This is a genomic window from Streptomyces sp. NPDC051909 (assembly GCF_040681095.1).
Taxonomy (GTDB): domain Bacteria; phylum Actinomycetota; class Actinomycetes; order Streptomycetales; family Streptomycetaceae; genus Streptomyces.
Genome location: NZ_JBFAYA010000014.1, coordinates 160,291 through 185,819, shown reverse-complemented (window position 1 = coordinate 185,819; position 25,529 = coordinate 160,291). Strand labels below are relative to the sequence as shown.

Here is a 25,529-nt window from a genome sequence, read left to right as displayed (position 1 = left end):
CCTATGCCAGGGGGCTACTGTCAACTCAGCCGAGAACCTGGGGGCTTAGACGTGACAGGGAAGACCAACACCCGCCTGGCAGACCTCTTCGGCCTGGCCGGCTGGTCCAAGGGCGAACTCGCGAGACTCGTGAACCGGCAGGCGGCGGCCATGGGCCACCCCCAGCTGTCGACCGACACCTCGCGGGTACGGCGCTGGATCGACATGGGGGAGACCCCGCGGGATCCCGTGCCCCGGGTGCTGGCAGCACTGTTCACCGAGCGACTCGGCCGTGTCGTGACCATCGAGGACCTCGGGTTCGTGCGACACGGGCGCGCCGGCAGGCGGCGGGACGTCAGGAACACCGACAACCCTGACGGGCTGCCCTGGGCGCCCGAGCGTACGGCAGCGGTCCTCACCGAATTCACGGGAATGGACCTCATGCTCAACCGACGCGGCCTGGTGGGCGCGGGCGCCGCGCTTGCCGCCGGCTCCGTACTCACCAACGCCATGCACGACTGGCTCCACGCCGACCCCGCACAACGCGGCGCCGCCCCCCGCGCCGTCGATCCCCTCCACGCCGACCCCGCTGGGTACGACCGTTACGAGGCCGCCCCCATCGGGTCGGAGGAGATCGAAGCCCTGGAGCGCTCCGTGGAGGTGTTCCGCGCCTGGGACGCCTCCCGTGGAGGCGGCCTCCAGCGCAAGGCGGTCGTGGGCCAGCTGAACGAGGTGGGCGGCATGCTCGCCTACCACCACCCCGACCACCTCCAGCGCCGACTGTGGGGCGTCGCCGCCAACCTGGCGGTGCTCGCCGGCTGGATGTCGCACGACGTCGGCCTCGAACCCACCGCACAGAAGTACTTCGTGATCGCGGCGCACGCGGCCCGCGAGGGCGGCGACCGGCCCCGCGCCGGCGAGGCGCTCTCCCGCGCCGCCCGCCAGATGGTGCACCTCGGCCGCCCGGACGAGGCCCTGGACCTGATGAAGCTCGCCAAGTCGGGCGCCGGAGAACGTCTGTTGCCGCGCACCAAGGCCATGTTCCACACCATCGAGGCCTGGGCACAGGCGTCCATGGGCCAGGGCCAGGCCATGCGCCGCACCCTCGGCGAGGCCGAGGACCTGTTCGTCTCCGACAAGGGCGAGGACAAGCCCAGTTGGATGCAGAACTTCGACGAGGCCGACCTCCACGGCATGCAGGCGCTCGCCTACCGCACCTTCGCCGAGCACGACCCGTCCGCCGCCGCCACGGCCCAGCGGCATGCCAGACTCGCCCTGGAGCTGCGCCGGAACGGACACAACCGCTCGAAGCTCTTCGACCACATCTCGATGGCCTCGGCCTGCTTCATCGCCGACGACCCCGAGCAGGCGGACCGCTACGCGCGCCTCGCCCTGGTCACCATGGGCGACACCTCCTCGCACCGCACCTGGGACCGGCTCCGCGAGATGTACCGGCTCACCGGCGAATACGCGGGCTACACCAAGATCGACCACCTGCGGGAGGAGATCGAGACGGCGCTGCCGAAGGCGCCGACCAACCGCCCCAGAACCGGAGAGGCGTGAGGAGCGGGCGAGGCGGGTCGGAGGCCCGCGGGGCACATGCGGAAGGAGCGGGCCGGGCCCGCTCCTGATTCCGGGGTACGCGTATCAGTACGGGTACGAGTCCTGTGGCCGGACCGTATGTACCCGGGTCACCGCCCGACCCGGACCACCATCACGCAGGCGTCGTCCTCGCGCGGCCCCTCGCCGAACTCCTCCACCACGGCCCGGACGCACTCCTGCGCGTCCCGTGCCGCGGCCAGCCGCCCACCGAGCCCGAGCAGCCGCTCGGTACCGGCGACGTCGTCCGGCCTGCCGGCCGTCCGGGTCAGCCCGTCGGTGTGCAGCAGCAGCAGGTCGCCGGGGAACAGCCGGGTCTCGGCCTCCTCGTACGCCGCACTCGTCGTGGCGCCGAGGAGCACCCCCTCGGGCCGACCCAGGGCACGCCCCGCCCCGTCGCGGAACAGCAGCGGGGCGGGGTGGCCGGCCTGGGACCAGGTGAGGACCTGGGCGGCGGGGTCGTAACGGCAGCACATCGCACTGCCCAGAGCGGGCTGCACGGAGCTGTCCAGAAGCTGGTTGAGGTGCCCCATCAGCGCGCCGGGCCGGATTCCGGCCACCGCCATCCCGCGCAGCGCGCCGAGCAGCATCGCCATGGAGGAGGTCGCGGCCACCCCGTGGCCGGTCAGGTCGCCGACCGTGAGCAGCGCGTCCCCGTCGGGGAGCGCCAGCGCGTCGTACCAGTCGCCGCCGATGAGTCCCGGTGTGGCGGCCGGGAGGTAGTGCCCGGCGACGTCGAGCGGCGCGGGGCCGTCGTGGGCGAAGCGGAGCGAACCGCGCCAGGGCGGCAGCACGGCCTCCTGGAGCTCGACCGCCACCCGGCGTTCGGTGTGCTCGATGTGCTGGTGGCGCTGGAAGCTGTCACGGGTCTCGCGGACCGCGCGCTCGCTGCGGCGGAGTTCGCTGACATCACGTAAGACGGCCCACATGGAGGCGGTGCAGCCGTCCGCGTCGAGAACCGGCTCACCGGTCATGTGGACGGTGCGGACCCGGCCGTCGGTGCGGACGATCCGGAACTCGCCGTCGATCGGCTTCCCGTCGATCAGACAGTCCGTCACCAACGCCTGGAGCAGGGGCTGGTCCTCGGCGAACACCATCGAGGGAAGTTCGTCCAGGGACATCGGCCCGTTCTCCCGCGGGCGGCCGAAGATCTGGAACAGCTCCTCGGACCAGTGCGCGTCGTCGGTCAGCAGATCCCACTCGGCGCTGCCGACCCGGGAGAGCAGCGATCCGGTGATCCGCTGACCGGGCACGCCTTCGAGCGCGGCCTCGGCGTAGGCGGCGGCCGTGTCCGACGGAGCGGGGGCCGGGCCGGGGAGTCCGGCCTTCAGCTGCCCGAAGTGAGCGCCGAGATCGTCGAGTTGATGCACGGCCAGATCGCAGAGGGCGCGCTGCCACCGCTGGTGCGGGTCGTCCTCGTCCGCCACGGAGTCCCGGCGCACCGCGTCCACCTCGCCGCGCAGCCGGCGCGCCTGTGAGATCAGCGCGTCCACCGCGCCCGACTCGGGCGGTTGGGCGGGACGGTCCGCGAAGAGGGGGGACGGCATGTCGTACTCCGATGCAGGCGACGTGGCGCGGCCAAGTCTGGAAAGTGAAGCCCGGGTACGACTTTGGCACAGCCCGGGACACCTCGTAAGTGATTTGGCAGCACTCGATCCGGTGGTGCTTATGGCATATGCCTCAGGCCCACGGAGAGACCAGACGACATTCGGCCAAGGCCGCACGGGTTACGGTGCTGCTGTGGTGAGCGATGAGGTGAACGCAATGGGTACGGCCGTACTGCTGGCCGCGGCACCGGCCGGACGGGGACGGGCCATGGACGCGGCGTCCGTGCTGCCCGCGCTCGCGGCGGTGCCCGCGACCGTGCTGGCCGGGGCGCACATGGCGACGGTCGTCGAACTGGCGGACCCCCTCGATCCGCAGACCGTCCTCACCCGCCTCCGCTCCGCCGCGGCCACGCCGGGCCCGCTGGCCCTCTACCTCGCGGGCCAGGTCCAACTCGACCGCCGCCAACGCCTCCCGCACCTGGCCCTGGCGCGCAGCACCCCGACGACCCTGCGCTACACCGGCCTTCCCTGGCACTGGCTGGCCACCGAACTCGCCCCGCGGCGCCCCGGCACGACGCACGTCGTCGCCGACCTCTCGGTCGACCCCGAGCTCTGGCACCGCCTCACGACGGACCCGGCCGCGCTCGCTCTCGGCCCCGCGGTCCCCCTCTACGCCCGCCTCACCCCCTTCCCCCGCCGCGGCCCTCTCACGACCCCCGACTACCTCCGCCACTTCGCGACCCGCTGGCGCACGGGCGCGGTGTTGCCGCCGGCCGCACTGCACGAGGAAGCGGCGGCCGTCGCGGCGGCGGCCGCGCCGCAGCTGGAGTCGGTCCTGGTGGCGCCACCGACGGTGGTGCCTGTGCCTGTGCCTGTGCCTGTGCCTGTCCCTGTGCCGGTCGGGGTGGCGGTCCCGGCCTCTGCGCCGGATCTCGTGGAGTCGCCCCCGACGCGGAGGCTGGTGCCGCCGGCCCGGGGCGCGTCCGCCGCGCCGAGTGGCGACGGGCGGGTGGAGACCCCCGCCCCACGCCCGGCCCCGCAGGCCGCGCCCGCCGCCTCGACGCCGGCGGCTCCGCCGCCGCGGCCGGTCCCGGAAGAGAAGCCCGCGGCGCCCGCGGCACCGGGCGAGCCGGAGCGCACCACCGCCGGGCACGCTCCGCAGCCGGCCCCCGCCCCCGCCGGACCCCCGCTGCCCGGCACGCCGGTGGACCCGCATCCGGCGATCCTCTCCGCCGCCATGGCCGGGCGGCACGGGGAGGCGGCCGCCGTGGCGGCGGCGTGGGAGAGCGACGCGCTGCGGCGGTACGGCCCTCGGTCCGGAGAGGCGTTGCACTGGGTGGAGGTGCGGGCGGATCTGGCGCGGTTGGCGGGCGAGCCGGCGCGGAGTTGCGAGCTGTGGATCGCGGCGGCGCAGGTGCGGCTCGGGCTGCGGCAGGGGCCGGACGAGCCCGACGTCGAGGGCGCCGTGGACCGCGCGCACCACCAGTGGGAGCAGATCGAGGACCCGGCCAGGGCCCGCGCCCTCGGTCCCGCGCTGGTCGAGCTGCGGCGCGCCGTGCCAGGGCGCCGCGCCGGGGCGCTCGCGGCGCTCCAGCGGAGGCTGGGCGGGTGACGCCCGTACCGCGATGCCGCCGGGCACGGTCCTCACCACCCGGAGGGGCGTACGTCCGCAGGCCTGCCATCATCGAGGTATGACCCCCGGCCCCGGCGACCCCACCGACCCCGTGCCCGCGCCCACGCCCGCCCCCCTCGTGACCGAGCGGCTCGTGCTGCGTCCCGTACGCACCCGTGACCTGTCCGCCGTGACTCGGCTGTGGACCGACCCGGAGGTACGGCAGCACCTGGGCGGACCGGTGATCGAGTCCGTGATCCGCATCCGCCGGCAGCGGATCGTCGGCGCGCCCGGCGTCCACGTCGTCGAGCGGGCCGCCGACGGCACCGTCCTGGGCCTGGTCACGGTGGAGCGGGCGGGGCGGAACGGGGAGACGGAGGTCTCGTACCAGTTCCTGCCCGAGCACTGGGGCCAGGGGTACGCCCGTGAGGCCGTCGCCGCCGTCGTCGAGCGCGCCCTGACCGACGCGGCCGGCGTCGTCGCCGTCACCCAGGAGGCCAACGGGCGCTCCCGCCGCCTCCTGGAGGCCGTCGGCATGACCCACGCCGAGTCCTTCGTGGAGTGGGACGCCCACCAGGTCCTCTACCGGCGCCGCCGGGCCGCCTGAGGGTCTGCCGGTCAGACGGCCGCGAGCCGCTCCACCGCCCGCTCGATCCGGGCCGCCCGGGTCTTCGCCGTCCGCGCCTGCCACAGGCTGAGGATGATCAGATACCGGTCGGTCTTCCCCAAGGCCTTGAAGGCGGCCGCGGCGCGTGGCTCCGCCGCGAGCGCGCCCGCCAGGTCGTCCGGCACCGTCGCGTCCTTCTGGGAGGGGTACGCGGCCTCCCATCGTCCGTCCGCCCGCGCCGCCCGCACCTCGGCAAGCCCCGGCTCCCGCATCCGCCCGGCGGCGAGCAGCACCTCGACCTGCCGCACATTGACCTGCGACCAGAGGCTGCGGGGACGGCGCGGGGTGATCTTCTGGAGATAGGCGTGCGCGTCGCGCGCCTTGCGCTTGCCGGTGATCCAGCCGTACGCGAGCGTGGCGTCCAGGATCTCGTCGGAGGTGGGGGAGGCCAGGCCGGAACCGCTGCGGCCGAGCAGCAGCCACACCCCGCCCGGGGTGTCGCCGTGGTGCGCCGCGAGCCAGTCCTCCAGCTCCGCGCCGTCGGCGAACCGTACGACCGGCAGCCCCTCCACCGACTCCGCTTCCCCGTCCGTCCCCATCGAACGCTCCTCCCCGTGACCGCGGTTGTGATCGTGGTCGTGATCGTGGTCGTACCCACGATAGGCGTGGACGGCCGACGTCCGATCAGAAGCGGGCGTGCGTCGTGATGTCGGACTCGAACTGCTCGATCATCTCCGGTGTCACGGTCGGGCGGCACTGCTCGATCGCGTCCAGGTAGTCCGTGGTCGTCGCTCCGGGTGCGGGCGGCTCGGCCGTACGGCCGCCGACACGGCCGCCGACCGCGACGAGGTCCCGCTCGAAGGAGCTCTGCGCGGCGATCCGCGCCGCGTGCTCGATGTCGGCCGGTGTGAAGAGCTCGCTGGCGGCCACCAGCGCGTCCACGTCGACCTCCGGCCGCACGTCGGTGTAGCGGGCCCAGATCGCCGCGCGGGCCGCCTTGTCCGGCGTACCGATCGGAATGAGGTAGTCGAAGCGGCCCGGGCGCAGGAAGGCCGGGTCGAGCGAGCGGATGGAGTTGGTGGCGCACACGAGCAGGCGTTCGTCGCGCTCCCGGAACCCCGGGATGAGCTTGAGGAGTTCGTTCGTCACCCCGTGCACGCCGCCGGGCTGCACGGGCTCGGTGCGTACGGGTGCGATCTCCTCGACCTCGTCGATGAAGACCAGCACCCGCTCCAGCTCGCCGATCCGGGCGAACGCGGCGCGCAGCGCGGCCGCCAGGTTGCCCTCGCCGGCGAGCCGGGACGGCAGGATCTCCACGAACGGCCAGCCGAGGCGGGAGGCGATGGCCCGGGCGAACGTCGTCTTGCCGGTGCCGGGCGGTCCGAAGAGACCGATCGCGCGCGGCGGACGCACCCCGTGCCGGGCGGCCCGCTCGGGCTCGGCGAGCGGCAGCACGACACGCCGCTCGATCAGGTCCTTCTCCCGCTCCATGCCGGCGACCTTCGCCCACAGGTCGGCGGGCAGCAGCCGGCCGCCGAGGTCGTCGAGGAGATGGGACGCCGGGCCGTGCAGCGGTTCGACCTTCTCGAAGTAGGCGACGGCCGGCTGTCGTGTGTACCCGGCGTTGAGCAGCCCCTCGCCGAGGAGTTCCTCCTCGGGCAGCACGTACGCGATGCGCCCGACGCGTGCGGCCACCAGGCGCCGTTCCAGTTCCACCAGGAGCGCGCTGGCCAGACCGCGGCCGCGCCAGGCCGACGAGATAGCCACCCGCATCACCCAGGCGCGTTCGCCGGCGACACAGGCGAGCGCCGCGCCGATCGGCGCGCCCTGGTGGACGGCGACGACGGCCGGCTGGCGGGAGGTCAGCGCGCCGATGCACTCGGCGAGCGAGAAGACCGACTCCTGGCCGAGTTCGGCCGTGGTGTCGATGAGATGGACGACCGCGGCGAGATCGCTCTCGCGGTAGTCGTGGATGAGCCAGTTCACGGTGGTACCGCCCCTCTTTGGTGCCTTCGTGCCTTGTCGCGCCGTGCTGTGGCCGAGGCTAGGAGGGGCGGTGGCGGCCGGTCGTGCGCCACCCTGCACAAGCGGAGCGGGCCGAATGCGCCGGTCCGGCTCTGTACATGCGAGAAGCCCCTGGAAGGCGTGCCTTCCAGGGGCTTCTCGCGTTCCTACCGTCAGTAGGCGGGCGCCAGCTTCGGGTTCGGGCCGTGCCCGTTCACCTGCTGCTCGCCGTCGGTGGCCCAGAAGACGATGAGGACGATGGCGCCGACCAGCGGCACGAACGAGATCAGCAGCCACCAGCCGCTGCGGCCCGTGTCGTGCAGACGGCGCACCGCGACCGCGAGGTACGGGATGATGATCGCGAGCAGGTAGAGGCCGCTCAGGATCCGGATGTCAAGGGCCGCGTCGATGATCGACAGGACCGTAATGGCGATGAAGTTGAAGAGGTAGAACATCCAGAATTCCTTGCGGCGCGCCCGGCCGCTGAAGGTGGCGTACTTCTTCAGGACTTCGAGGTACCAGTTCACTTTGTCCCCCCAAGGACTGGGTGTATGAGCGGGAGAGCCTGTCCCTGTGGAGCAAGGCTTACGCAGAACTTATGTGGCCGAAACCGCGTGGGTCAATTCGTTACCTGGCGGTGGCCGTTCACAGACCTGACGGGGACGACAGTGAACGGCGCCGCCACCTCTGTCGAGGGGCGACGCCGTTCTCTCGGGTGAGGATCGGGTCGGTCGTCACGTCCTTCTCTTGCTCATCAGCAGACCGCCCGCGGTGAGGGCGAAGAGACAGACACAGGCGCCGGTGATGACATTGCTGAGGATCGCGCCGGTCCCCGGGTCCCGGGAGACCACCCACGGGGAGACGATCAGCCATGCACCGAGCAGCAGAACCACGAAGTTGAGGTCCTGTGACCGCTCCGGAGCCATCGACATGCACAGGCCCAGACCGGCGAGGGCGATGCCGACGATCAGGTTGCTGATGGCGAGCTCCGGCTTCGCGGCGGAGAAGTGGACCGTCCACGCGGAGACCGCGGCGTAGATACCGGCGAGGATCACCAGTTCCTCGACCGCCGCCACACCTCGGGTCTGGAGTACGCGGGTGTAACGCTCGCGCATTTCTCCTGCGTCGGGGTGGCCCCTGATATCACCGGGACGGTGAGAGACGTCGGCCATACGACTCGCCTCCTTCTGGCGTTCTGCACGTCTGACCGCGCTTGCGGCATCGATGCCGCGGTTTCATTGTGCTCTTATCTGGCCTTTATGTGTAGATGTGTCCGATAAGGGAACTGCACAGAAATCCCCCTCCGAAAATGGCCGGAATCTCCAATTCCGCCCTTTCGTTCAACAAAAGTTCAACGAAAGGGCGGTGAAACCGCGGCCCGGCCGCTCAGGGACGGACGTACGGGCGGGTCATGATCTCCATGTTGTGGCCGTCCGGGTCCGCGAAGTAGGCGCCGCGGCCGCCGAAGAGACGGTTGATCTGCCCGGGCTCGGTGTGATGGGGGTCGGCGTAATAGGTGACCCCCAGCCGCTCCAGGCGCCCGATCATCGTCTCGAACTCCTCGTCGGGGACGAGGAACGCGTAGTGGCTGGGCATGATGGGGGCGTCACCGGCCTCGTAGTAGTCGAGGGTGACGCGGTTGCCGGTGTCCACCGGCACGAACGGCCCGAAGGGCGCTCCGACCTCCAGGCCGAGCACCTCGGCGAGGAAGGCGGCGGAGGCCCGCTTGTCACGGGCGTAGACGACGGTGTGGTTGAGCTCGACGGCCACAGAGGGTCCTTTCGCAGAGTGCGCGCTGATGTCCTCCTGCTGTCCTGTGCTCCGCACGCACCGAGGTGCGTGGCACAGGACGAACGGACGACCGCGGCGGACCCCGCGCCCACCGGCCCGGGGCGCTCACGCCACGGCCGGGCGCCTCTCTCGATCACGGCCCACGGCCGACCCGGCAGTCATGTGATCAAGGTAGCCCGGTCACCGGCGCCACGGCAACGGCGTTCTCCGGCCATCGGGCGCGTACGCGGGCGAGTGCGCGAGCGGGCCCCGGCGTAGCCTGGAAGTGGCCTCGGGGGTCGCACGTTCCACCGCCGGGAGGCGGACGACGATGACCGGAATCGTTTCCAGGAGCTTCGACTCCGCAGACGAGACCCGCCCCTTCGAGGGCGGCAAGGGCAGGCTCGACCTGCTGAACACGGACAGCGGAGCAGTGGGCCGGGCCGTGTTCGAGCCGGGCTGGAAGTGGTCCGAGCACGTGAAGCCGATCGCCGGCACCGACAGCTGCCAGGCGCACCACGTCGGCTACGTGGTCAGCGGCCGCATGACCGTGGTCATGAACGACGGCGAGAGTGTCGATCTGACCCCGGGCAACTTCTACGAGATCCAGCCGGGTCACGACGCCTGGGTGGTCGGCGACGAACGCTGTGTGGCCCTCGACTGGGTCGGCTTCGTCGACTACGCGACCGCCGCCGGTTCCTGACCTTCGTTCGCCGGGACCGCCCGGACACGGCCTAGGTGTGGCCGAAGCGGACGCCCTCCCACGGGACCCGCTGCTCCGGGAGCGGGAACGGTGAACGCCGGTCCGGGGCGCGCGGCGCGGCCGCTTCGACGACCGGGGCGGCGCCCTCGACCTCCTTCAGCCAGGCGCCCAGCGCGTCGCGCAGCCCGTCCGCCACCCGCCGGTGCGAGGTGAGCCCGACCAGGTTCTCCAACTCGTACGGATCGGCCGCCAGGTCGTACAGCTCCGCCTCCCGGTAGCGGTCCACCGGGCGCTCGTGCCAGGTGTCCGGTCCGTCCGTCGCCGTCACCACGTACTTCCACCGGTCCGTACGTATCGCGCGCCCCATGACGTCTTGGCTGATCTGCACGAACACCGAGAACGGGCGGTCGAGTTCGCTGCCCCCGCCGACCAGCGGGCGCAGCGAACGCCCGTGCACGCCCTCCGGCACCGGAATCCCGGCGGCGTCCAGAAGCGTCGGCATCAGGTCCACCGTCGACACGGGCTGCCGGATGTGGCCGCCGCCCCGGAACCCGGGGCCGGTGAGCACGAACGGCACGCGCACGGAGGCCTCGTGGGCCGAGCGCCCGTCATCGCCGTCGCGGGTGCGGAAGTGCGAGCCGTGGTCGGCGGTCCAGGCGAGGACCGTGTCGTCCTCGATGCCGAGACTGCGCAGACAGTCGCGCAGTCGTCCCACCCCCTCGTCGACCCGTTTGATCCGGCCCAGGTAGCCGCCGATGTGCCGGTGTGCGCCGCCTTGCGCGACGCCCGGGCCGAGTACGGCGAGGTCCGGCGGCAGCCACCGCCCCTCGAAGCGTTCGCGGTAGCCGGCCGGTGCCGGGCAGTCGTCCGTCGCGTTCTGGTGGTACGGCTCCAGGAGCGACAGGAAGAGCAGGAACGGCTGCTCGTGGTGGTCGGCGACGAACCGGACGGCCGCGTCGATCAGCGCGTCCGACCGGTACCCGGGCAACCGGACCGGCTCGCCCGCCTCGTCGTACAGCACCGTCCGGTACGCGTCGGACGTGAACTCCAGCCGGTCCGAGGCGAGCCACTTCTCGTACCCGCCGCGTCGCTCCGGCGGCACCGGCCCGTCCGGGTGCTCCCCGCCCGCCAGATGCCACGTGCCGATGTAGCCCGTGACGTACCCCGCCGCCCGGAACGCCGTGGCGAGCGTCGGCACGTCCGCCCCGAGCGGGAGCCCGTTCCGGTGCACCCCGGCCGCCGTCGGGAACCGTCCGGTCTGCAGCGCGGCCCGCGCCGGTGCGCACGCCGGATTCGGTGTGATCGCCTGCTCGACCAGTGTCCCCTCGCGTGCCAGCCGGTCGAACTCCGGTGTGACCCCGGCGGGATTGCCGTGCGTACCCGTGGTGTCCCACCGCTGCCGATCGGTGAGGACCACGATGACGCGGGGATGACTCGTCGGCATGCGGATCCCTTCGTGGCGGGGGCGGTCCGCGATTAATTTCGCAGAGGAAGTAATGGCCGCGCCAGGGTTGTGGCCGAGAACGGCCGAAGTCACCCGGCTGCGACAGGCCTCCTCAGCGGACGGGCCCGCACTCGTCGACCAGGAGCGGAGGTTCGGTGAGGAAGACATCGGGGGAGACGGGGCCGTACGCCACGTTGAAGGTGTCCAGCCAGTACGTCCAGTCCCGGACGCCCGCCGCACTGCTGAACCGGTAGTTCAGCCGCCACCGCACCCACTGCCCCGGCTCGAGCCGGACCGCGGGCGGCCTGCGCCGCCGGGGCGGTAGCCCGCCCAGTTCCGGGATGCTCGTGTGCACCCGGAGCCGGTCGCCCTCGTCCCGCAGCACGAGCCCGACGTCCCGCAGCCGCGTCTCGCCCGTGCACGGCGTGAAGTCGTCGTCCTCCCGGAGGCGGACGACATGGGCGAACCCGGGTGTCAGCGGGGTCGACGAGGGCAGCGCGAAGCCCGCCGCCAGGCCGTTCCTGAGTGCGGCGGCCGGCCCGCCCCGGGACCGCTTGGTCCAGCTGACCCGAACCCACTGCGCCGTGATCTCCATGACGTCTCCCTTCCGAGGGCGAGCCTACGAAAGGGAGCGGGGGTGATCCCGGTCAGGCTCCCTGGCCCGGGTCGACCGGGGCGCTGCCGCGGCCCTGCGGCCGGCCGGAGAGCTCGGCGTCGAGGGTCTCCTGGGCGATGCGCATCGACTCGGCGTAAGCCGGTTCCCGCAGGCGCCTCCACATCACGTCCTCCGGCACGTCCTCGACGTGGGCGACGACCCACCAGATGTTGCCGAACGGGTCCTTGACGCGGCCGCCGCGCTGCCCGAAGGCGCTGTCGGAGAGCGCCGTGACCACCTCGGCGCCCGCGGCGAGCGAGCGCGCGAAGGCCTCGTCCGCGTCCGCGACGAAGACCCGCAGCAGGCTGGGCATGACCGGCCACTCGAGCCGCCGGTCGAAGGCGAGGACGACGGTGTCGCCGACACGGATCTCGGCGTGCCCGACCGACCCGTCCTCCGTCGCCACCCGGGCCGGCTCCTCCCCGCCGAACGCCTGGGTGACAAAGTCGAGAAAAGCTCCCGTGTCGTCGGTGACGACCCAGGGGGCGACGGAGGTGTAGCCCTGCGGGGCGGCGCTGCCGGTCTGTGCGGACATGGTGGGGGGTCCTTCCTGCGGAATCCGTTCCGACACCACGACGGTAGTGACCAACTGGGCCGGTTCCCGACCTATATGGCCCGTGGCGCGCGCGGTGCCCGGTCTGCGGAACTCTTGCTGTAATCAGGTGCCACCCCTTCCGAGACGAGGCAATGGATGAGCCCCACCTTCCGAGGCCCGCGACCGCTCGACGACGGCGCCCGCGAGCCGGCCGCGAGCCCCGGTTCGGTCCCGGACCATGGTCCGGGACCGGACCGGGGGTCGGGCGCCGGCCCGGGCGCCGCCGGATCCCGCCCCGCCGGGGACTGCCGGCGCGAGACCAACGCGGCCACCGTCCTGCGTACCGTGCTCGAACACGGCCCGCTCGCCCGCAGCGCCATCGCCCGGCACTCCGGCCTCAGCCCCGCCGCCGTCTCCCGGCAGGCCACCGACCTGCTCCGGCACGGCCTCCTCCGGGAACTCCCGGAGCGCGCCGAGACCGCCGGACCCGGTCGCCCGCAGATCCCCGTCGACCTGCACCTCGGCGGCGCCGCCGGACCCGTCGCCGGCGGCGTCCATCTCGGCGTCGACGTCTCCTCCTTCGGCCTCGTGGACCTGCGCGGCCGAGTCGTCGCCCGCCGCCGCTTCGCGCACGCCGACGCCGACCCCCGCGTGCTGCCCGCCGCCATCGCACGGGAGTTGCGCTCCTTCCTCTCCCAACACCTGGGAACCCGACCCCTGTTGGGTGTCGGCGCCGCCCTCGGCGGCTGGGTCGATCCCGACGGCGGCCGGGTCGTCCGGCACGACGCCCTCGCCTGGACCCACCGCCCCCTCGCCGCCGAACTCGCCCGCGGTCTCGGCGGCCCCACCGTCCGCGTCGACAACCACGCCCGCGCCGTCGCCCAGTCCGAGATCCTCTTCGGCCGTCCCGAGGCCCGCCGCAGCCTCGTCCACCTCTTCGTCGGCAATGTCGTCGACGCCGCGCTCGGCATCGCCGGCGTGGTCCACCAGGGCCCGGACTCCGCTGCCGGCGAAGTCGCCCATCTGCCCGTACCCGACTCCACCGCCCCCTGTGTGTGCGGTCGTTCGGGCTGCCTCGCCGCGACCGCCTCCAATCGTGCACTCGCCGAGACCGCGTACCGGAGGGGCATCGTCCCGGAACCCGACACCTTCCTCGTCGTCGACGCCGCCGCCACCGGCGACCGCCGCGCGGACCGGCTCCTGCGCGAACGCGCCCGCGCCGTGGGGCGCGCGCTCGCCCTCCTGCTCGACGTCCTCAACCCCGACCTGGTGGTCGTCACCGAACTCGCCAGCCTCCTCGACCCCTGCTATCTGGAGGAGATCCAGGGCGCCGCCGTCGACCTCTCGCACGTCTGCCACGACCCGGAACGCATCGTGACCCCTCACGCGGGCCCGGCCACCATGCCCGTCGCCGCCGGCACCGTGCTGCTCAACCCCCTCTTCCGCAACCCTCTTCAGAGCCTCGAAGGCCTCGCGGCGCGGGGGTAGGACACGGGGACTCGAACCAGGCCGGAACCAGGCCGGAACCGGGCCCGAACCGGCGCCCGGCCCGGCTTGAACAGGCGCCGCCCATACGGCTGTTATCGTCCTCGCATGCCGCAGCTGATCACCCCCGCCAGCCGACTCCACACCTCCTGGCTGGCGGCCCGCGCCGAGTGGCACGCCGGTGCCGGTGATCACCAGGCCGGGGGCGGCGTATGGCTCGCCGCCGAGCAGGAGCTCGCCGACCCCGATGTCTTCGCCGCCTGGGTCGGGCGGCTGTGCGGGATGTCCGACCGTTCCCGGACCCTGCCCGCCGGCCAGGTGCACGACACCCACTGGTGGATCGTCGAGGACGACACGTACCTCGGCGCGATCGACCTGCGCCACGAACTCAACGACTTCCTCCTGCGGACCGGCGGCCACATCGGCTACAGCGTGCGCCCCTCCGCCCGCCGCCGCGGCCTCGCCACCTGGGCGCTCGGCGCCGTCCTGGCGGAGGCCCGCGCCCTCGGGCTCGACCGGGTGCTGCTCACCTGCGACGACACCAACACCGCCTCCGCCCGCACGATCGAGCGCAACGGGGGAGTCCTGGAGGACGTCCGCGAGACCGAACTCGGCCGGAAACGGCGCTACTGGATCGAGCTGTAGGCGTCGGTGACGCAGTCCGCCGGGCGGCCGGCCCGCTCGTACGCGTGCCGGAGCGCCGCGGCGGCGTCCTCCCGCACCACCTCGTCGTAACCGAAACGCTCCTCCGCGAGCCGTACGACGTCCCCGACCGTCACGACCGTCGGCTCGCCCCGCCCCGCCGCGTCCCGCGCGGTCACGAGGGCCAGCTCGGCGGAGCGGGTCAGCGCCCGCGTGTACGCCTGCCAGGCGAGGGCCCGCGCACGCCGGGGCGCGAGCGGGCGCGCCGCCCGCCCCTTCCAGCGCGCGCCGACCGCGACGATGAGGACGCCGGTCGCGACGACCAGGGCGCCGAAGGCGGCATCGGGGCTCATCTGCACATCGCCACCCTTCCCCCGGGGCCCGGGACCGAACCGGGGAAGGGGCTTGGTTGCCGTGGTGACACGTGTAAGTTCTGGAGTGTCACCCTCTCCGCAGCGCCGAGCGAGCGGCCGCCGCACCGGCCGGACCGGGAAGGCACGCGCATATCTGGCTGGGCGCGTGAGCGGCCGCCGAGCCGCGGTCTGGCGGGGTGGCCGTACGGCGCGCAGGCGCCGCGTCCGTTCGGCACCTCAAGCCCCGCTGTGGCTAATTGGTTTGACCGGGCGGCGGTTCGGCGCTGCACTGTGGCGGGGTGCCGCGCGGGTGGTGCCCGTGACCAGGGAGGCAGCAGCACCGATGCAGATCCGGCCGACGACCGATCAGGACTACGACGTCTTCGTCGACACCCTCCACGCCGCGTTCGCGCGCTTTCCGGAGGCCGCCGGTGAGGACGGCCGCGGGGTCTGGTGGGCGGCGCTCGAGATGGACCGGGGGCTGCTGGCCGTGGCGCCGGACGGGCGGCCGGTCGGGACCGCCGCCTCGTACGCCTTCGAGCTGACCCTGCCGGGCCAGAGCCTCGCTCCGGCCCCCGGCGTGACCGCCGTCGGCGTCCTGCCCTCGCACCGGCGCCGGGGCGTGCTCACCGCGATGATGCGGCATCAGCTGACCGACCTGCGCGAGCGCGGCGAGTTCCTGTCCGTGCTGCTCGCCTCCGAGGCGCTGATCTACCGCCGCTTCGGCTACGGCCCGGCGACGTACACCGCGCGCCTCACGGTGCCCCGCCATCAGAGTGCCCTGGCGCCGTCCCGGGCCGGTGGCAGTGTGACCGCCACCGGCACCGTCGAGGTGCTGAAGAGCTCCGAGTGCGGCGACATCCTCGAAGAGGTCTACGACCGCTACCGCCGCGCCCAGCCCGGCGCACTGTCCCGCCCGCACCGCTGGTGGGCGCGGGCCGCCGGACAGCCGCCGATCTCGCCGGCGCCGCGCTACATCGCGCTGCACCGCGACGCGGACGGCGTGCCGGACGGGTACGCCAGCTACGAGCCGGGCGAGTCCGGCACCCTGAAGGTCGACGAGGTCATCACCGCGGACGACGCCGTCTTCACCGCCCTGGTCCGCTGTCTCCTCGACCACGACCTGTTCACCGAGGTGACGTTCAAGCACGTCCCGACGGACCACCCGGTGCGCTGGCAGTTCGAGGACTTCCGCGCCGGCCAGGTGGCGGGCGACGGCGACTGGCTGTGGGTGCGGCTGCTCGACGTCCCGCGCGCGCTGAGCGCGCGCGGCTGGTTCGCGGACGGCGAGCTCGTACTCGACGTGGACGACCCGTTCCTCGGCGAGCGGAGCCGCTATCTGCTGACCGTCCGCGACGGCAAGGCCGAGTGCGCCCCCACCGACCGCGAGCCCGATCTGTCCCTGGACATCAGCGACCTCGGCTCGGTCTACCTCGGCGGCACCGCGCCCAGCACCCTCGTCCGGGCCGGCCACATCCGCGCCCACCACCCGGCCGCGGCCCACCGCGCCGACACCCTCTTCCGCGCCGACCGCTCGCCGCACTGCCTGCACTGGTTCTGACCGGCGCATGGTTCAGGGCGCGGGCACCGGCCCCGCGTAGCAGTGGATCGTCACCGTCCGCCCGGGGGACCAGCACTGGGTGGCCGTGGTGAGCAGTCGCCAGCCCGCGCGCTCGTAGAGGGCGATCGCCGCCGTGTCGGAGGCCACCACGTCCAGGACCGGGTGACGACCCAGGCGACGGGCCTCCGCCGTCACGTGGCGGAGGAGGCCTGCGCCGACTCCGTGGCCGCGTGCGGCGGGGGATACGAACAGACGTCCCACGACGGCCGGTTCGGCGCCGGTCCGCTCCCTCCACAGCCGCGCCGCGAGGTCGTCGTCTCCGGGCCGGGACAGGACCACATGGCCGGCGACCCGGCCGTCGAGCTCGGCCACCCATGAGCCGACGGTGTCTCCGGACGCGAGCCAGTCGGCGGGCCGCGCGGGCCAGTTCACCGGGTAGCCGTCCCGGTGGTGCACATCGGCGAGGAGTCCGATACAGGAGGGCAGGTCGGCGGCGGTGCGGGGGCGTACGGAGCAGGCGGTCCGAAGGGTCATCCGGGAAGGAAACCACATCGGCCCTCCGGCCCCGCGGCCGATAGGATCACCCACCCCGGCCGCCTGAAGACCCCCACGAAGGGAACAGCCATGCCGAAGCGGTTCGCCGAACTGTCCACACCCCTGATCGCCGACGCCTGCGTACGCCTCGGGGTGCCGCTGCGCGCCGCGCCCGCCGGCGTCGTGCCCGTCGTCCCCGGACAGCGGCTCGCCGGGCGGGTGCTGCCCGCACGGCACTACGGCAGCGTGGACGTGTTCCTGGAGGCCTTCACCCTCCACGCCGCACCCGGCGACATCCTGGTCATCGACAACGCGGGGCGCCGCGACGAGGCCTGCGTCGGCGACCTCGCGGTCCTGGAGGCCGAGGCGGCCGGCGTGGCCGGCCTCGTCGTGTGGGGGCTGCACCGGGACACACCCGATCTGGTGGAGATCGGGCTGCCGGTCTTCTCCTACGGGGCTCACGCGCCCGGCCCCGTACGGCTCGACCCGCGCGGGCCGGAGGCGCTGCGCAGTGCCCGCGTCGGCGAGCACACGGTCGACGCCGCCGACCTCGTGTTCGCCGACGACGACGGCGTCCTGTTCGTGCCCGCCGACCGGGCCGACGCGGTGCTCGGCACCGCCGCGGACATCTTCCGCACCGAACGCGAGCAGGCCCGGCGGATCAGGGCGGGGGAGACCCTGCGCGACCAGACCCGCTTCGCCGAGTACCTGGAGCGGAACGCGCAGGACCCCTCGTACACCTTCCGGAAGCACCTGCGCCGGATCGGCGGCGCCATCGAGGAGTGATCCGGGTCGGCCGACCGGGACCCCCGCGGGCCCACCGGGGGCCCGGTCTCAGCCGGCCCGGAAGCCGATCGAGCCGTCCGGCAGCACCGCCTCCACCTCGGCGCCGTGCTCCACGGTGCGGCTCACCGTGCAGTACTTCTCATGCGTGAGGCGCACGCCCCGGGCGAACACCTCGGCGGCCCGCGGGTTGTTGTCGGGCAGCTCGAACTCGTAACTCACCCGGATCCGCCCGACCCGGCCGTCGTCCTCCGGACCGACCACGCCCTCCACCACGATCCGCAGGTCGTCGTGGTCGACGGCCCGTGCCGTGCGGTCGATGACAAGTCCGCCGCAGCCACCCATCGCCGCGAGCAGCAGTTCCACCGGCGTGAACGACGGCTGCGCCGCCGTGTCGTCGGCGGCGGCGATCCGCACCTCCGCGCCCCGGTCGTTGCGGGCGGTCCAGGTGCGGTAGCCGGTGCGGACGGTCTCGATCCGGTACTCGTCGGCCATGGGGGCGGATCCTCCTCGATGCGGGGGCACGTGGGCGCGGTGCGGGCCCGCGGCTCAGGCGCGGGCCCGCACCCATCCCATCACTCCGGGCCGGACGGCGCCGGTACGGGCACGCGCGCGCCCCGAACGACGGCCCCCCACGCCTCCGCCACCGCGCCCCAAACCTCCCGCAGGCGCGGCTCCGCCTCCCGTACGGACAGCACGGCGGCCGACGGATCGAGCCCGGCGTCCCGGACGTGCGCGTCGTCGGCGTCGGCCCACACCGCCACCGTCGGGGCGAGGACCTCCGGATGGAACTGCACGCCCCACGCGTGCGGGCCGACGCGGAAGGCCTGGTACGGGCAGTCGTCACCGGCGAGCACCGGCACCGCCCCTGGCGGCAGGGCCTCGATCTCGTCCCAGTGCCACTGCGCGGCGAGCGCGCCCTCCGGTACGGCGCCGAGCACCGGGTCGTCGTCGGCGGCGGGCAGCCGACGCAGCGGTACGGCGCCCAGCTCGGGCCCCTGCGCGCGGCGGACCACCCGGCCGCCCAGCGCGTGGGCCATCAGCTGGCCGCCCAGGCAGATCCCGAGGACGGGGGTCGGGGCGGGGCCGGCGACCGCCTCGCGTATCAGCTCCCTGACGTGGGGCAGCCAGGGCGCGGCGACGTCGTCCTCGCAGTTCGCCGAGCCGCCCAGGACGAGCAGCCCGGCCCAGCCGTCGAGGGAGCCGGGCAACGGCTCGCCGCGCCAGGGGTGCACGGTCCGGACGTCGAGCCCGGCCGCCCGCAGCCGCGCGCCGACGAGGCCAGGCCCGGCGCCGTCCTCGTGCTGGACGACCAGGACGGGGGGTGTGGTGGTGTGGGTCAAGGTCGTCCCGCCTCCGCGCAGTGAGAGTGACCGGTGATCGGAGCAGCCTCCAGGGTCGCCGAGGAATCGTTTCCGCGAGGCCGATTTCGCGTACTTGTCGCCGGCCCTTGGCCGCGATCGACTGAGCCGATGGACATGCGGCACGGCAGGACGGCGGAGTCGGGACCTCTCGGCGCGGAACGGCCCGAGCAGAGCGCGTACATGCTGCGCACGGCGGCGATGGAGGCAGGGCGCGCGTACAAGGAACAGCTGCTCGGGCTCCTCGACATCCGGCCCGGCCAGACGGCCCTGGACGCCGGCTGCGGCCCCGGCACCGACCTGCCCGCGCTCGCCGCACGCGTCGGCGCGACCGGGCGGGTCATCGGCGTCGACCACGACCCGGCGATGCTCGCCGAGGCCCGGCGCCGGACCGCCGGAGTCGCGCACGTCGAACTGCGCGCGGGTGACCTGAACGCCCTTCCCGTGGCGGACGGTTCGGTCGACCGCGCCAAGATCGACCGCGTCCTCATGCACGTGCCCGACCCCGCCGCCGTCCTGGCCCGGCTGCACACGGCCACCGCGCCCGGCGGGCTCGTCGGCCTCGTCGAACCCGACTGGGACACCCTCGCAGTCGACTCCGAGGACCTGGACACCAGTCGCGCCTTCACCCGGTACACCGTCACCGAGGCGGTCCGCAACGCCACCGTCGGCCGTTCCCTGGGGCGGCTCGCCGAGCGGGCGGGCTTCACCGTCGAGACGGTGTGCGCCACGGCCCCGGTGTTCCGGGACTTCGAGGTCGCCGACTACACGCTCGGCCTCGCCCGCAACATCCGCAAGGCCGTCACCGCCGGATACGTGACGGAGGCGCGCGCCGACCGCTGGCTCGCGAGCCTCGCGGAGGGTCCCTTCCACGCCTCGTTCACGCTCGTCACGGTCCTCGCCCGGCGCTGAGCACCCGTGAGAGGCCCGGGACCTGAGTACCGGGCGTGAGTACCAGGCGTGGGTACCTGACGTGAGTACGGGGAGCGCGGCCGAGTGAGTACGGCGTCCGATGCCGGGGCCACCGCCCCGCTGCTGAACTGTTCCCATGACCGACGACGCCCCGCGCACCGCCCGCCCCCTCCGCACCGTCACCGCCACGGCCACCGCCACCGGTTCGGCCCTCGCGGTCGCGCTGCTGCCGGTCGTCGTCGGCGCGCTGTTCGCCCGCTCCATGGGCGGCGACCCGATGGTGTCCGTGAACGCGCTGATCGCGGGCGGCGGCCAGCGTGCCCGCCTCTCCCGTTCGCAACTGCGCGTCTCCCGGGGCCGCGCCGTCGCGCGGGCGCGCGGCGCATGGGACCGGTCCCCGCTGCGGCCGAGGCCGCGTCATGACGAGGTGGCGCGTCCCGCCTGCCGCCGGTAGACAATGGCCCACGCCCGGCGGAGCGCCGGGGAGGGCAGCGGAGGGCAGGGGTGGGGACGGAACCGATCGTGTGCGCGTCCGTGACGTACCCGGAGGCGTGCCCCGACTGCGGAGCGCGGCTGGTCGGCCACGGCGTCCAGGCGCTGGTGGGCGACCGCCTGCGCTGGGACGTCGAGTCCTCCTGCGTCGCCTGCGGATACGCCGTCGCCGCCTGCGACACCGGCCCGCCGCCGCCCGGGCACCGGGTACGGCTCCTCGCCGAGCACGGACCCGCCGTGCTGCGGCTGGGCGACGAGCCGGCCTCCGGGCGGGTCTCCGTCTCCGTCGTCATGCGGGTGCTGCGGGCCCTGCCCGGCTCGCGGCCGGACCTCGCGCAAGCCAGGGACGAGGCCCGGCGGATCCTGGCGGGGGAGTGGACGGGGACGCTCCCGGAGACCGAGCGCCTGGCGCGCGGGCTGCGGGCGGCCGGCGTCGCCGCCGAGGCCGTGCCGGCGACGGAGCCCGCCCAGCGGTCGGGGTGACCTGACGGGCGCCGCCCCCGCCGGCCCGCGCCCCGGCCACGTGTGGACTTGACGGTCCAGCGGTGAAAGCTGCGCGGTTCCGGCCCCGGCACGCACCCGAACGGGTGATGATCATCCCGGTCGCCGGACCGCCTTCCGCACACCCCGTCCCCGTCGAAAGGCCACCCCTCATGGCAGAGCAGGACCGCTCACCGCAGCCCGAACAGGACGCGCCGCCGCCACGCGACGGCCTGGGACGGCGCAGATTCCTGGGTTACGTCCTGGCGGCGCCGACCCTGACCGTCGCCGCCCGGATCGGCGCCGACGCCCTCGCGCCCACACCCGCCGCAGCCGCCGTCCCCGAGGCCGCGCCCGCCGTCGTCCCCTCGCTGCCCGGTCCCGCCGAGATCCTGGACCTCAACGACCTGCTCACCGCCGCGACCCTGCCCACGGCGAACCTCATCACCATCCGCCTCGACCCGGACGGCACCGCCCACTTCGCGCTGCCCCGCGCCGAGGTCGGCCAGGGCATCACCACCTCCACCGCGATGATCATCGCCGAGGAGCTGGACCTGCCCCTCGACCGGATCCGGGTCACCCTCGCCGACGCCCGCCCCGAACTGCTCTTCAACCAGCTCACCGGCGGCTCCAACACCACCGTCTCCACCTTCACCCCGGTCCGGGTCGCCGCCGCCGTCGCCCGCGGCCGGCTGCTGCGCGCCGCCGCCCTCGAACTCGGCGAGGCCGTCTCCACCCTCACCGCCAAGGCCGGAGTCATCACCTCCGCCGCCGGAGTCTCCCTCACCTACGGCGAACTCGCGGTCAGGGCCGCCACCCTGACGGACACCCAGGTCTCCGTCGCCCTGAAGGAGTCGGGCGACTTCACGGTGATCGGCACCCCGCAGCGGCGCCTCGACGCGCTGGAAGCGGTCACCGGACGTAAGAAGTTCGCCATGGACGTGCAGGTCCCCGGCGCCCTGCCGACGATGGTCTGCCGTCCGCCGACGATCAACGGCACCGTCCGCTCCGTCGAGAACGCCGCCGAGGTCGCCGCCCTGCCCGGCATCACCGACGTCGCCGTCGTGTCCACCGGAGTAGCCGTCCGCGGCCGCACCTTCGGCCAGTGCATCGACGCCGTCCGCGCCCTCAAGGTCACCTGGGGCCCCGGCACCGCCGAGGGCGCCTCCGACGCGACCGTCCTGGAGAAGCTGCGCCGCGCCGAACTCCCCCTCGTCGTCCCGCCGCTCGATCTCCTCACCAAGTCGGTCGACGTCCGCTTCACCTTCGCCTTCGCCAGCAACGGCGCCCTGGAGACCAACTGCGCCGTGGCCGACGTGCGCCCCGGCTCCGCCGAGATCTGGGCCAGCCTCAAGTCGCCGATCGTCGCCCAGGAGAAGATAGCCCTCCAGCTGGGCCTGCCGGTGAGCGCCGTCACGGTCCATGTCACCGAGGGCGGCGGCTCGTTCGGCCGCAAGCTGTTCCACGACGCCGCCGGCGAGGCCGCCGAGATCTCGCAGGCCATGGGCAAGCCGGTCCGCCTCATGTGGCACCGCACCGACGACTTCCGCCAGGGCCGTACGCACCCGATGGCGACCTCCCGGGTGCGTGCCACGTACGCGCTCGGCGAGGTTCTCACGTACGAGCAGCGGCACACCTCCGTCGCCACCGACTTCGGGCACGGCGTCGGCGAGATCATCACCTCGGAGGCGGCCAGGCTGCCGGTCGCGAACCTCACCTTCTCCGAGACGATGTTCCAGCTCACCCAGACCAGCCCCTACCACTTCGGGGTGACCACCCAGCTCCTGAACGAGGTCGACCACGGCTTCAACACCGGGTCCATGCGCAACATCTACTCACCCAACGTGCGCACCGCCCAGGAGCTGGTCGTCGACGAACTCGCCGAGCGCATGGGCCTGGACCCGCTCGCCTTCCGCCGCCGCTTCCTCAAGGACGAGCGGGCCCGCGCCGTACTCGACAAGGTCGCCGAACTCGGCGACTGGGGACGGAGGATGGAGCCCGGCACCGCGCAGGGCATCGCGATCCACCCCGAGTACCACTCCGTCGTCGCCGTCCTCGCCGAGATCGACTGCCGCCCGGCCACCACCGGCCGCCAGATCCCGAACGCGTACACCGGACCGCGCGTCACCAAGGTCGTCTGCGCCGTCGACGTCGGCCTCGCCGTCAACCCGCGCGGCCTGGAGGCCCAGATGATGGGCGGCATCAGCGACGGCATCGCGATCACCCTCAGCTCCGGACTGCACCTGAAGGACGGGCACTTCCAGGAGAGCAGCTGGGACAACTACTTCTACACCCGGCAGTGGAACACCCCGCCGGAGCTGCGGATCGTCGTCATGCCCTCGACCGGCGACACGCCGGGCGGCGCGGGCGAGCTCGCCGTCGCCGCGTCCGCGGCCGCCGTCGCCTGCGCCTACGGGCGGGCCACCGGCACCATGCCGACCAGCTTCCCGCTCAACCACACGGCGCCGCTGCCCTTCACCCCGACGCCGACCGTCCCGCCGATCCCCGCCGCCCCCGCCGACGGCCGCGACCAGATTCTCTGACGCGTCCCACGGCCCTATGACTCACTACGGAGCCACCGTGCCCCAGCACACCTTCATCCTCAACGGCAAGGCCGTCACCGCCGAGGTCGAGGACGACGTCCGGCTGCTCTGGGTGCTCCGGGACGTCCTCGGCGTCACCGGACCCAAGTACGGCTGCGGGGTCGGCGTCTGCCGGGCCTGTACGAGCCACCTCAACGGCCGGGCCTTCACCCCCTGTTCCGTCCCCGTGAAGGACCTCGCGGACACCGACGAGGTCACCACCATCGAGGGCCTGCCCGGCACCGTCGGCAAGGAACTGCACCCGATGCAGGAGGCCTGGCTCGACATCGACGTCGCCCAGTGCGGCTACTGCCAGCCCGGCCAGATCATGACCGCCGTCGCCGCCGTCCGGCGCGCCCACGAGGCCGGACGGGAGGTCGACGAGGCCGATCTCGACCAGATCCGCAACATCTGCCGCTGCGGCACCTATAACCGTATCCGTGAGGCCATCAAGGAGGGCGCCCGCCGCATGGCCTGATCCGTGCGCACACGCCGGCACGGCCGGCGGCCCTCCGCCACAGCAGGAGCCTCCGCGACCGCAGGGGAGAGCCGCCGGTGTCCGGAAAGATCGTCCAGTTCATCTCCATCTCGCTCGACGGGTACATCGAGGGTCCCGGCCACGACATCTCCTGGCACCGGGTCGACGAGGAGCTGCACGCGTACTTCAACCAGGAGATCGCCGCCATGGGACGCCTGATCAGCGGCCGGCGCACCCACATGCTCATGGCGGACTTCTGGCCGACCGCCGACGAGGACCCGGAGAACCCCCCGGTGATGCGGGAGTTCGCCGGGATCTGGCGCTCGAAGCCCAAGACCGTCTACTCCACCACGCTGGAGCGGGCCGACTGGAACACCACGGTCGTGCCCCGGGTGGACGCCGCCGAGGTCCGCGCCCTCGCGGCCGCCACCGACGGCGACCTCTGCCTCGGCGGCGCTGAGATCGGCGCCGCCTTCCGCGAACTCGACCTGATCGACGCCTACCACATCTGCGTCCACCCCGTCCTGATCGGTCGCGGCACCCCGCTCTTCCCGCCCACCGACACCACCGCCGACCTGCGGCTCGACCGCACGCGCACCTTCGGCAGCGGTGTCGTGCTGCTCCGCTACGAGCGCGACCGCGGCGAGTGACGGCCCGTTCCCCTGCCGGTTCCCTCGACCGGGCAGGGTAGGCTCCCGTGATCAACGATCACGGGGGGACCACCATGCTCACTTCTTCCTTCACGGCGTCGATACGGGGCGGCGCCGTCGCCCTCGCGGCCCTGGCCGCGCTCTGCGTGTCCTGCGGCGCCGAGCCCGAGCCGCAGCCGCTGCCCGGCGCCTCCGACTCGATCGCCACGGTGCCCACGTCCGCCGCGGAGGCGGCCGAGGCCGCTGCGAGCGCGGAGGCCGCGGCCGGCCAGACCACCCCGCCCGCCGAGCCGGATCCCACGCCGGCGCCGGAGAAGGTGCGGGACGCCTTCGCCGGGCTCCAGGCCACGCTGGACGACTCGTGCGCGACGAGCGGATGCGCGTACTTCCTGGGGCGGGTGCACGACGAACTCCTCCGCCTCGACCGCGCCATGAAGGCCGACCCCAAGGGGCCCGGGCACTTTCCCCGGCCGATCGAGCTGATCGCCGAGCTGGAGGCCGAACTCGGCGGGGACAGCTCCTTCGAGAACCTGAAGAAGCACGAGACCCTGCTGGTCGGCACCCGCGACAAGATCAACACCTGGATGCAGGACCACCCCGACGACTACCGCTGACGGGAAGCGGGCGGCGGCGGGACCGCGCGCTGCGGACCGGAGAAGGCCGCTGACAGCTTGCGGGCGTGGACCACTTCTCACGCGCGTGGAGCGCGCTGCGCGCGGCGGTCGCCGGACTCGCCGAGGAGGACTTGGGGCCTGGCCGGC

Annotated in this window: 28 protein-coding genes; 15 read left to right on the top strand and 13 right to left on the bottom strand. The window is 73.4% G+C overall.

What is annotated here, in order from left to right:
• Positions 1-51: 51 nt before the first annotated feature.
• On the top strand, positions 52-1,542 hold the full coding sequence (locus AB0M18_RS23165) for a hypothetical protein (protein WP_365760933.1): 1,491 nt from the start codon (positions 52-54) through the stop codon (positions 1,540-1,542).
• Positions 1,543-1,670: 128 nt separating this feature from the next.
• On the opposite strand, the gene AB0M18_RS23160 is transcribed toward AB0M18_RS23165, so the two are convergent.
• A complete protein-coding gene (locus tag AB0M18_RS23160) occupies positions 1,671-3,125 on the bottom strand; it encodes a SpoIIE family protein phosphatase (protein WP_365760931.1) in 1,455 nt (484 codons plus the stop codon).
• Positions 3,126-3,342: 217 nt separating this feature from the next.
• Between AB0M18_RS23160 and AB0M18_RS23155 the strand changes: the two genes are divergently transcribed.
• The gene (locus tag AB0M18_RS23155; RefSeq protein ID WP_365760929.1) at positions 3,343-4,737 is read left to right on the top strand and encodes a hypothetical protein; all 1,395 of its coding nucleotides are present in this window, start codon (positions 3,343-3,345) and stop codon (positions 4,735-4,737) included.
• A 79-nt stretch (positions 4,738-4,816) separates the two neighbouring features.
• A complete protein-coding gene (locus AB0M18_RS23150; protein ID WP_365760927.1) occupies positions 4,817-5,344 on the top strand; it encodes a GNAT family N-acetyltransferase in 528 nt (175 codons plus the stop codon).
• Positions 5,345-5,355: 11 nt separating this feature from the next.
• On the opposite strand, the gene AB0M18_RS23145 is transcribed toward AB0M18_RS23150, so the two are convergent.
• The 5 genes from AB0M18_RS23145 to AB0M18_RS23125 all read right to left on the bottom strand — a co-directional run bounded on the left by AB0M18_RS23145 (position 5,356) and on the right by AB0M18_RS23125 (position 9,118).
• Positions 5,356-5,943 carry a YdeI/OmpD-associated family protein gene (locus tag AB0M18_RS23145; protein ID WP_365760925.1) on the bottom strand — a complete coding sequence of 196 codons (588 nt, stop codon included), beginning with the start codon at positions 5,941-5,943 and terminating at the stop codon, positions 5,356-5,358.
• A gap of 85 nt (positions 5,944-6,028) precedes the next feature.
• Complete coding sequence (locus AB0M18_RS23140; protein ID WP_365760923.1) at positions 6,029-7,330, bottom strand: bifunctional GNAT family N-acetyltransferase/ATP-binding protein; 1,302 nt, start codon at positions 7,328-7,330, stop codon at positions 6,029-6,031.
• A 191-nt stretch (positions 7,331-7,521) separates the two neighbouring features.
• The gene (locus tag AB0M18_RS23135; protein WP_365760921.1) at positions 7,522-7,875 is read right to left on the bottom strand and encodes a DUF805 domain-containing protein; all 354 of its coding nucleotides are present in this window, start codon (positions 7,873-7,875) and stop codon (positions 7,522-7,524) included.
• Between the two features lie 207 nt (positions 7,876-8,082).
• Positions 8,083-8,463: an SPW repeat protein gene (locus AB0M18_RS23130; protein WP_365760919.1), complete on the bottom strand. Its 381-nt coding sequence runs from the start codon at positions 8,461-8,463 to the stop codon at positions 8,083-8,085.
• A 271-nt stretch (positions 8,464-8,734) separates the two neighbouring features.
• A complete protein-coding gene (locus AB0M18_RS23125) occupies positions 8,735-9,118 on the bottom strand; it encodes a VOC family protein (protein ID WP_365760917.1) in 384 nt (127 codons plus the stop codon).
• 331 nt (positions 9,119-9,449) lie between these two features.
• Between AB0M18_RS23125 and AB0M18_RS23120 the strand changes: the two genes are divergently transcribed.
• Positions 9,450-9,821 carry a cupin domain-containing protein gene (locus AB0M18_RS23120; RefSeq protein ID WP_365760915.1) on the top strand — a complete coding sequence of 124 codons (372 nt, stop codon included), beginning with the start codon at positions 9,450-9,452 and terminating at the stop codon, positions 9,819-9,821.
• A gap of 31 nt (positions 9,822-9,852) precedes the next feature.
• On the opposite strand, the gene AB0M18_RS23115 is transcribed toward AB0M18_RS23120, so the two are convergent.
• The 3 genes from AB0M18_RS23115 to AB0M18_RS23105 form a co-directional block, all read right to left on the bottom strand.
• The gene (locus tag AB0M18_RS23115; RefSeq protein WP_365760913.1) at positions 9,853-11,265 is read right to left on the bottom strand and encodes a sulfatase-like hydrolase/transferase; all 1,413 of its coding nucleotides are present in this window, start codon (positions 11,263-11,265) and stop codon (positions 9,853-9,855) included.
• Between the two features lie 112 nt (positions 11,266-11,377).
• The gene (locus AB0M18_RS23110; protein WP_365760911.1) at positions 11,378-11,860 is read right to left on the bottom strand and encodes a hypothetical protein; all 483 of its coding nucleotides are present in this window, start codon (positions 11,858-11,860) and stop codon (positions 11,378-11,380) included.
• A gap of 52 nt (positions 11,861-11,912) precedes the next feature.
• Positions 11,913-12,455 carry a VOC family protein gene (locus tag AB0M18_RS23105; protein ID WP_365760909.1) on the bottom strand — a complete coding sequence of 181 codons (543 nt, stop codon included), beginning with the start codon at positions 12,453-12,455 and terminating at the stop codon, positions 11,913-11,915.
• Positions 12,456-12,611: 156 nt separating this feature from the next.
• On the opposite strand from AB0M18_RS23105, the gene AB0M18_RS23100 reads away from it, so the two are divergent.
• The gene (locus AB0M18_RS23100; RefSeq protein WP_365760907.1) at positions 12,612-13,943 is read left to right on the top strand and encodes an ROK family transcriptional regulator; all 1,332 of its coding nucleotides are present in this window, start codon (positions 12,612-12,614) and stop codon (positions 13,941-13,943) included.
• A 105-nt stretch (positions 13,944-14,048) separates the two neighbouring features.
• Positions 14,049-14,585, top strand: a complete 537-nt coding sequence (locus AB0M18_RS23095; RefSeq protein ID WP_365760905.1) for a GNAT family N-acetyltransferase — start codon at positions 14,049-14,051, stop codon at positions 14,583-14,585.
• Here AB0M18_RS23095 and AB0M18_RS23090 read toward each other — a convergent pair.
• Entirely contained in the window at positions 14,567-14,935 is a 369-nt protein-coding gene (locus AB0M18_RS23090) for a hypothetical protein (RefSeq protein WP_365760903.1), read from the bottom strand. The two genes, AB0M18_RS23095 and AB0M18_RS23090, sit on opposite strands and share 19 nt — an antisense overlap.
• A 343-nt stretch (positions 14,936-15,278) precedes the next feature.
• On the opposite strand from AB0M18_RS23090, the gene AB0M18_RS23085 reads away from it, so the two are divergent.
• Complete coding sequence (locus AB0M18_RS23085; protein WP_365760901.1) at positions 15,279-16,496, top strand: GNAT family N-acetyltransferase; 1,218 nt, start codon at positions 15,279-15,281, stop codon at positions 16,494-16,496.
• A gap of 12 nt (positions 16,497-16,508) precedes the next feature.
• Here the strand turns inward: AB0M18_RS23085 and AB0M18_RS23080 are convergent, their stop codons facing one another.
• On the bottom strand, positions 16,509-17,030 hold the full coding sequence (locus tag AB0M18_RS23080) for a GNAT family N-acetyltransferase (protein ID WP_365760899.1): 522 nt from the start codon (positions 17,028-17,030) through the stop codon (positions 16,509-16,511).
• A gap of 90 nt (positions 17,031-17,120) precedes the next feature.
• On the opposite strand from AB0M18_RS23080, the gene AB0M18_RS23075 reads away from it, so the two are divergent.
• The gene (locus AB0M18_RS23075; protein WP_365760897.1) at positions 17,121-17,816 is read left to right on the top strand and encodes an RraA family protein; all 696 of its coding nucleotides are present in this window, start codon (positions 17,121-17,123) and stop codon (positions 17,814-17,816) included.
• 48 nt (positions 17,817-17,864) lie between these two features.
• Here AB0M18_RS23075 and AB0M18_RS23070 read toward each other — a convergent pair whose 3' ends face one another.
• Positions 17,865-18,308, bottom strand: a complete 444-nt coding sequence (locus AB0M18_RS23070) for an OsmC family protein (RefSeq protein WP_365760895.1) — start codon at positions 18,306-18,308, stop codon at positions 17,865-17,867.
• Positions 18,309-18,388: 80 nt separating this feature from the next.
• Positions 18,389-19,156, bottom strand: a complete 768-nt coding sequence (locus AB0M18_RS23065; RefSeq protein WP_365760893.1) for a type 1 glutamine amidotransferase — start codon at positions 19,154-19,156, stop codon at positions 18,389-18,391.
• 129 nt (positions 19,157-19,285) lie between these two features.
• Here AB0M18_RS23065 and AB0M18_RS23060 point away from each other — a divergent pair, with 129 nt between their 5' ends.
• The 7 genes from AB0M18_RS23060 (at position 19,286) to AB0M18_RS23030 (ending at position 25,382) form a co-directional block, all read left to right on the top strand.
• The gene (locus AB0M18_RS23060) at positions 19,286-20,086 is read left to right on the top strand and encodes a methyltransferase domain-containing protein (protein WP_365760891.1); all 801 of its coding nucleotides are present in this window, start codon (positions 19,286-19,288) and stop codon (positions 20,084-20,086) included.
• Between the two features lie 136 nt (positions 20,087-20,222).
• Positions 20,223-20,540 (top strand): hypothetical protein, encoded by a 318-nt coding sequence (locus AB0M18_RS23055; RefSeq protein ID WP_365760889.1) that lies wholly within the window; start codon positions 20,223-20,225, stop codon positions 20,538-20,540.
• Between the two features lie 50 nt (positions 20,541-20,590).
• Positions 20,591-21,061 carry a hypothetical protein gene (locus tag AB0M18_RS23050; RefSeq protein ID WP_365760887.1) on the top strand — a complete coding sequence of 157 codons (471 nt, stop codon included), beginning with the start codon at positions 20,591-20,593 and terminating at the stop codon, positions 21,059-21,061.
• A 170-nt stretch (positions 21,062-21,231) separates the two neighbouring features.
• Positions 21,232-23,601 (top strand): molybdopterin cofactor-binding domain-containing protein, encoded by a 2,370-nt coding sequence (locus AB0M18_RS23045; RefSeq protein WP_365760885.1) that lies wholly within the window; start codon positions 21,232-21,234, stop codon positions 23,599-23,601.
• A 37-nt stretch (positions 23,602-23,638) separates the two neighbouring features.
• Positions 23,639-24,118, top strand: a complete 480-nt coding sequence (locus AB0M18_RS23040; RefSeq protein WP_365760883.1) for a (2Fe-2S)-binding protein — start codon at positions 23,639-23,641, stop codon at positions 24,116-24,118.
• Positions 24,119-24,195: 77 nt separating this feature from the next.
• Complete coding sequence (locus AB0M18_RS23035) at positions 24,196-24,768, top strand: dihydrofolate reductase family protein (RefSeq protein ID WP_365760881.1); 573 nt, start codon at positions 24,196-24,198, stop codon at positions 24,766-24,768.
• A gap of 74 nt (positions 24,769-24,842) precedes the next feature.
• The gene (locus AB0M18_RS23030; RefSeq protein ID WP_365760879.1) at positions 24,843-25,382 is read left to right on the top strand and encodes a hypothetical protein; all 540 of its coding nucleotides are present in this window, start codon (positions 24,843-24,845) and stop codon (positions 25,380-25,382) included.
• Positions 25,383-25,529: the final 147 nt, after the last annotated feature.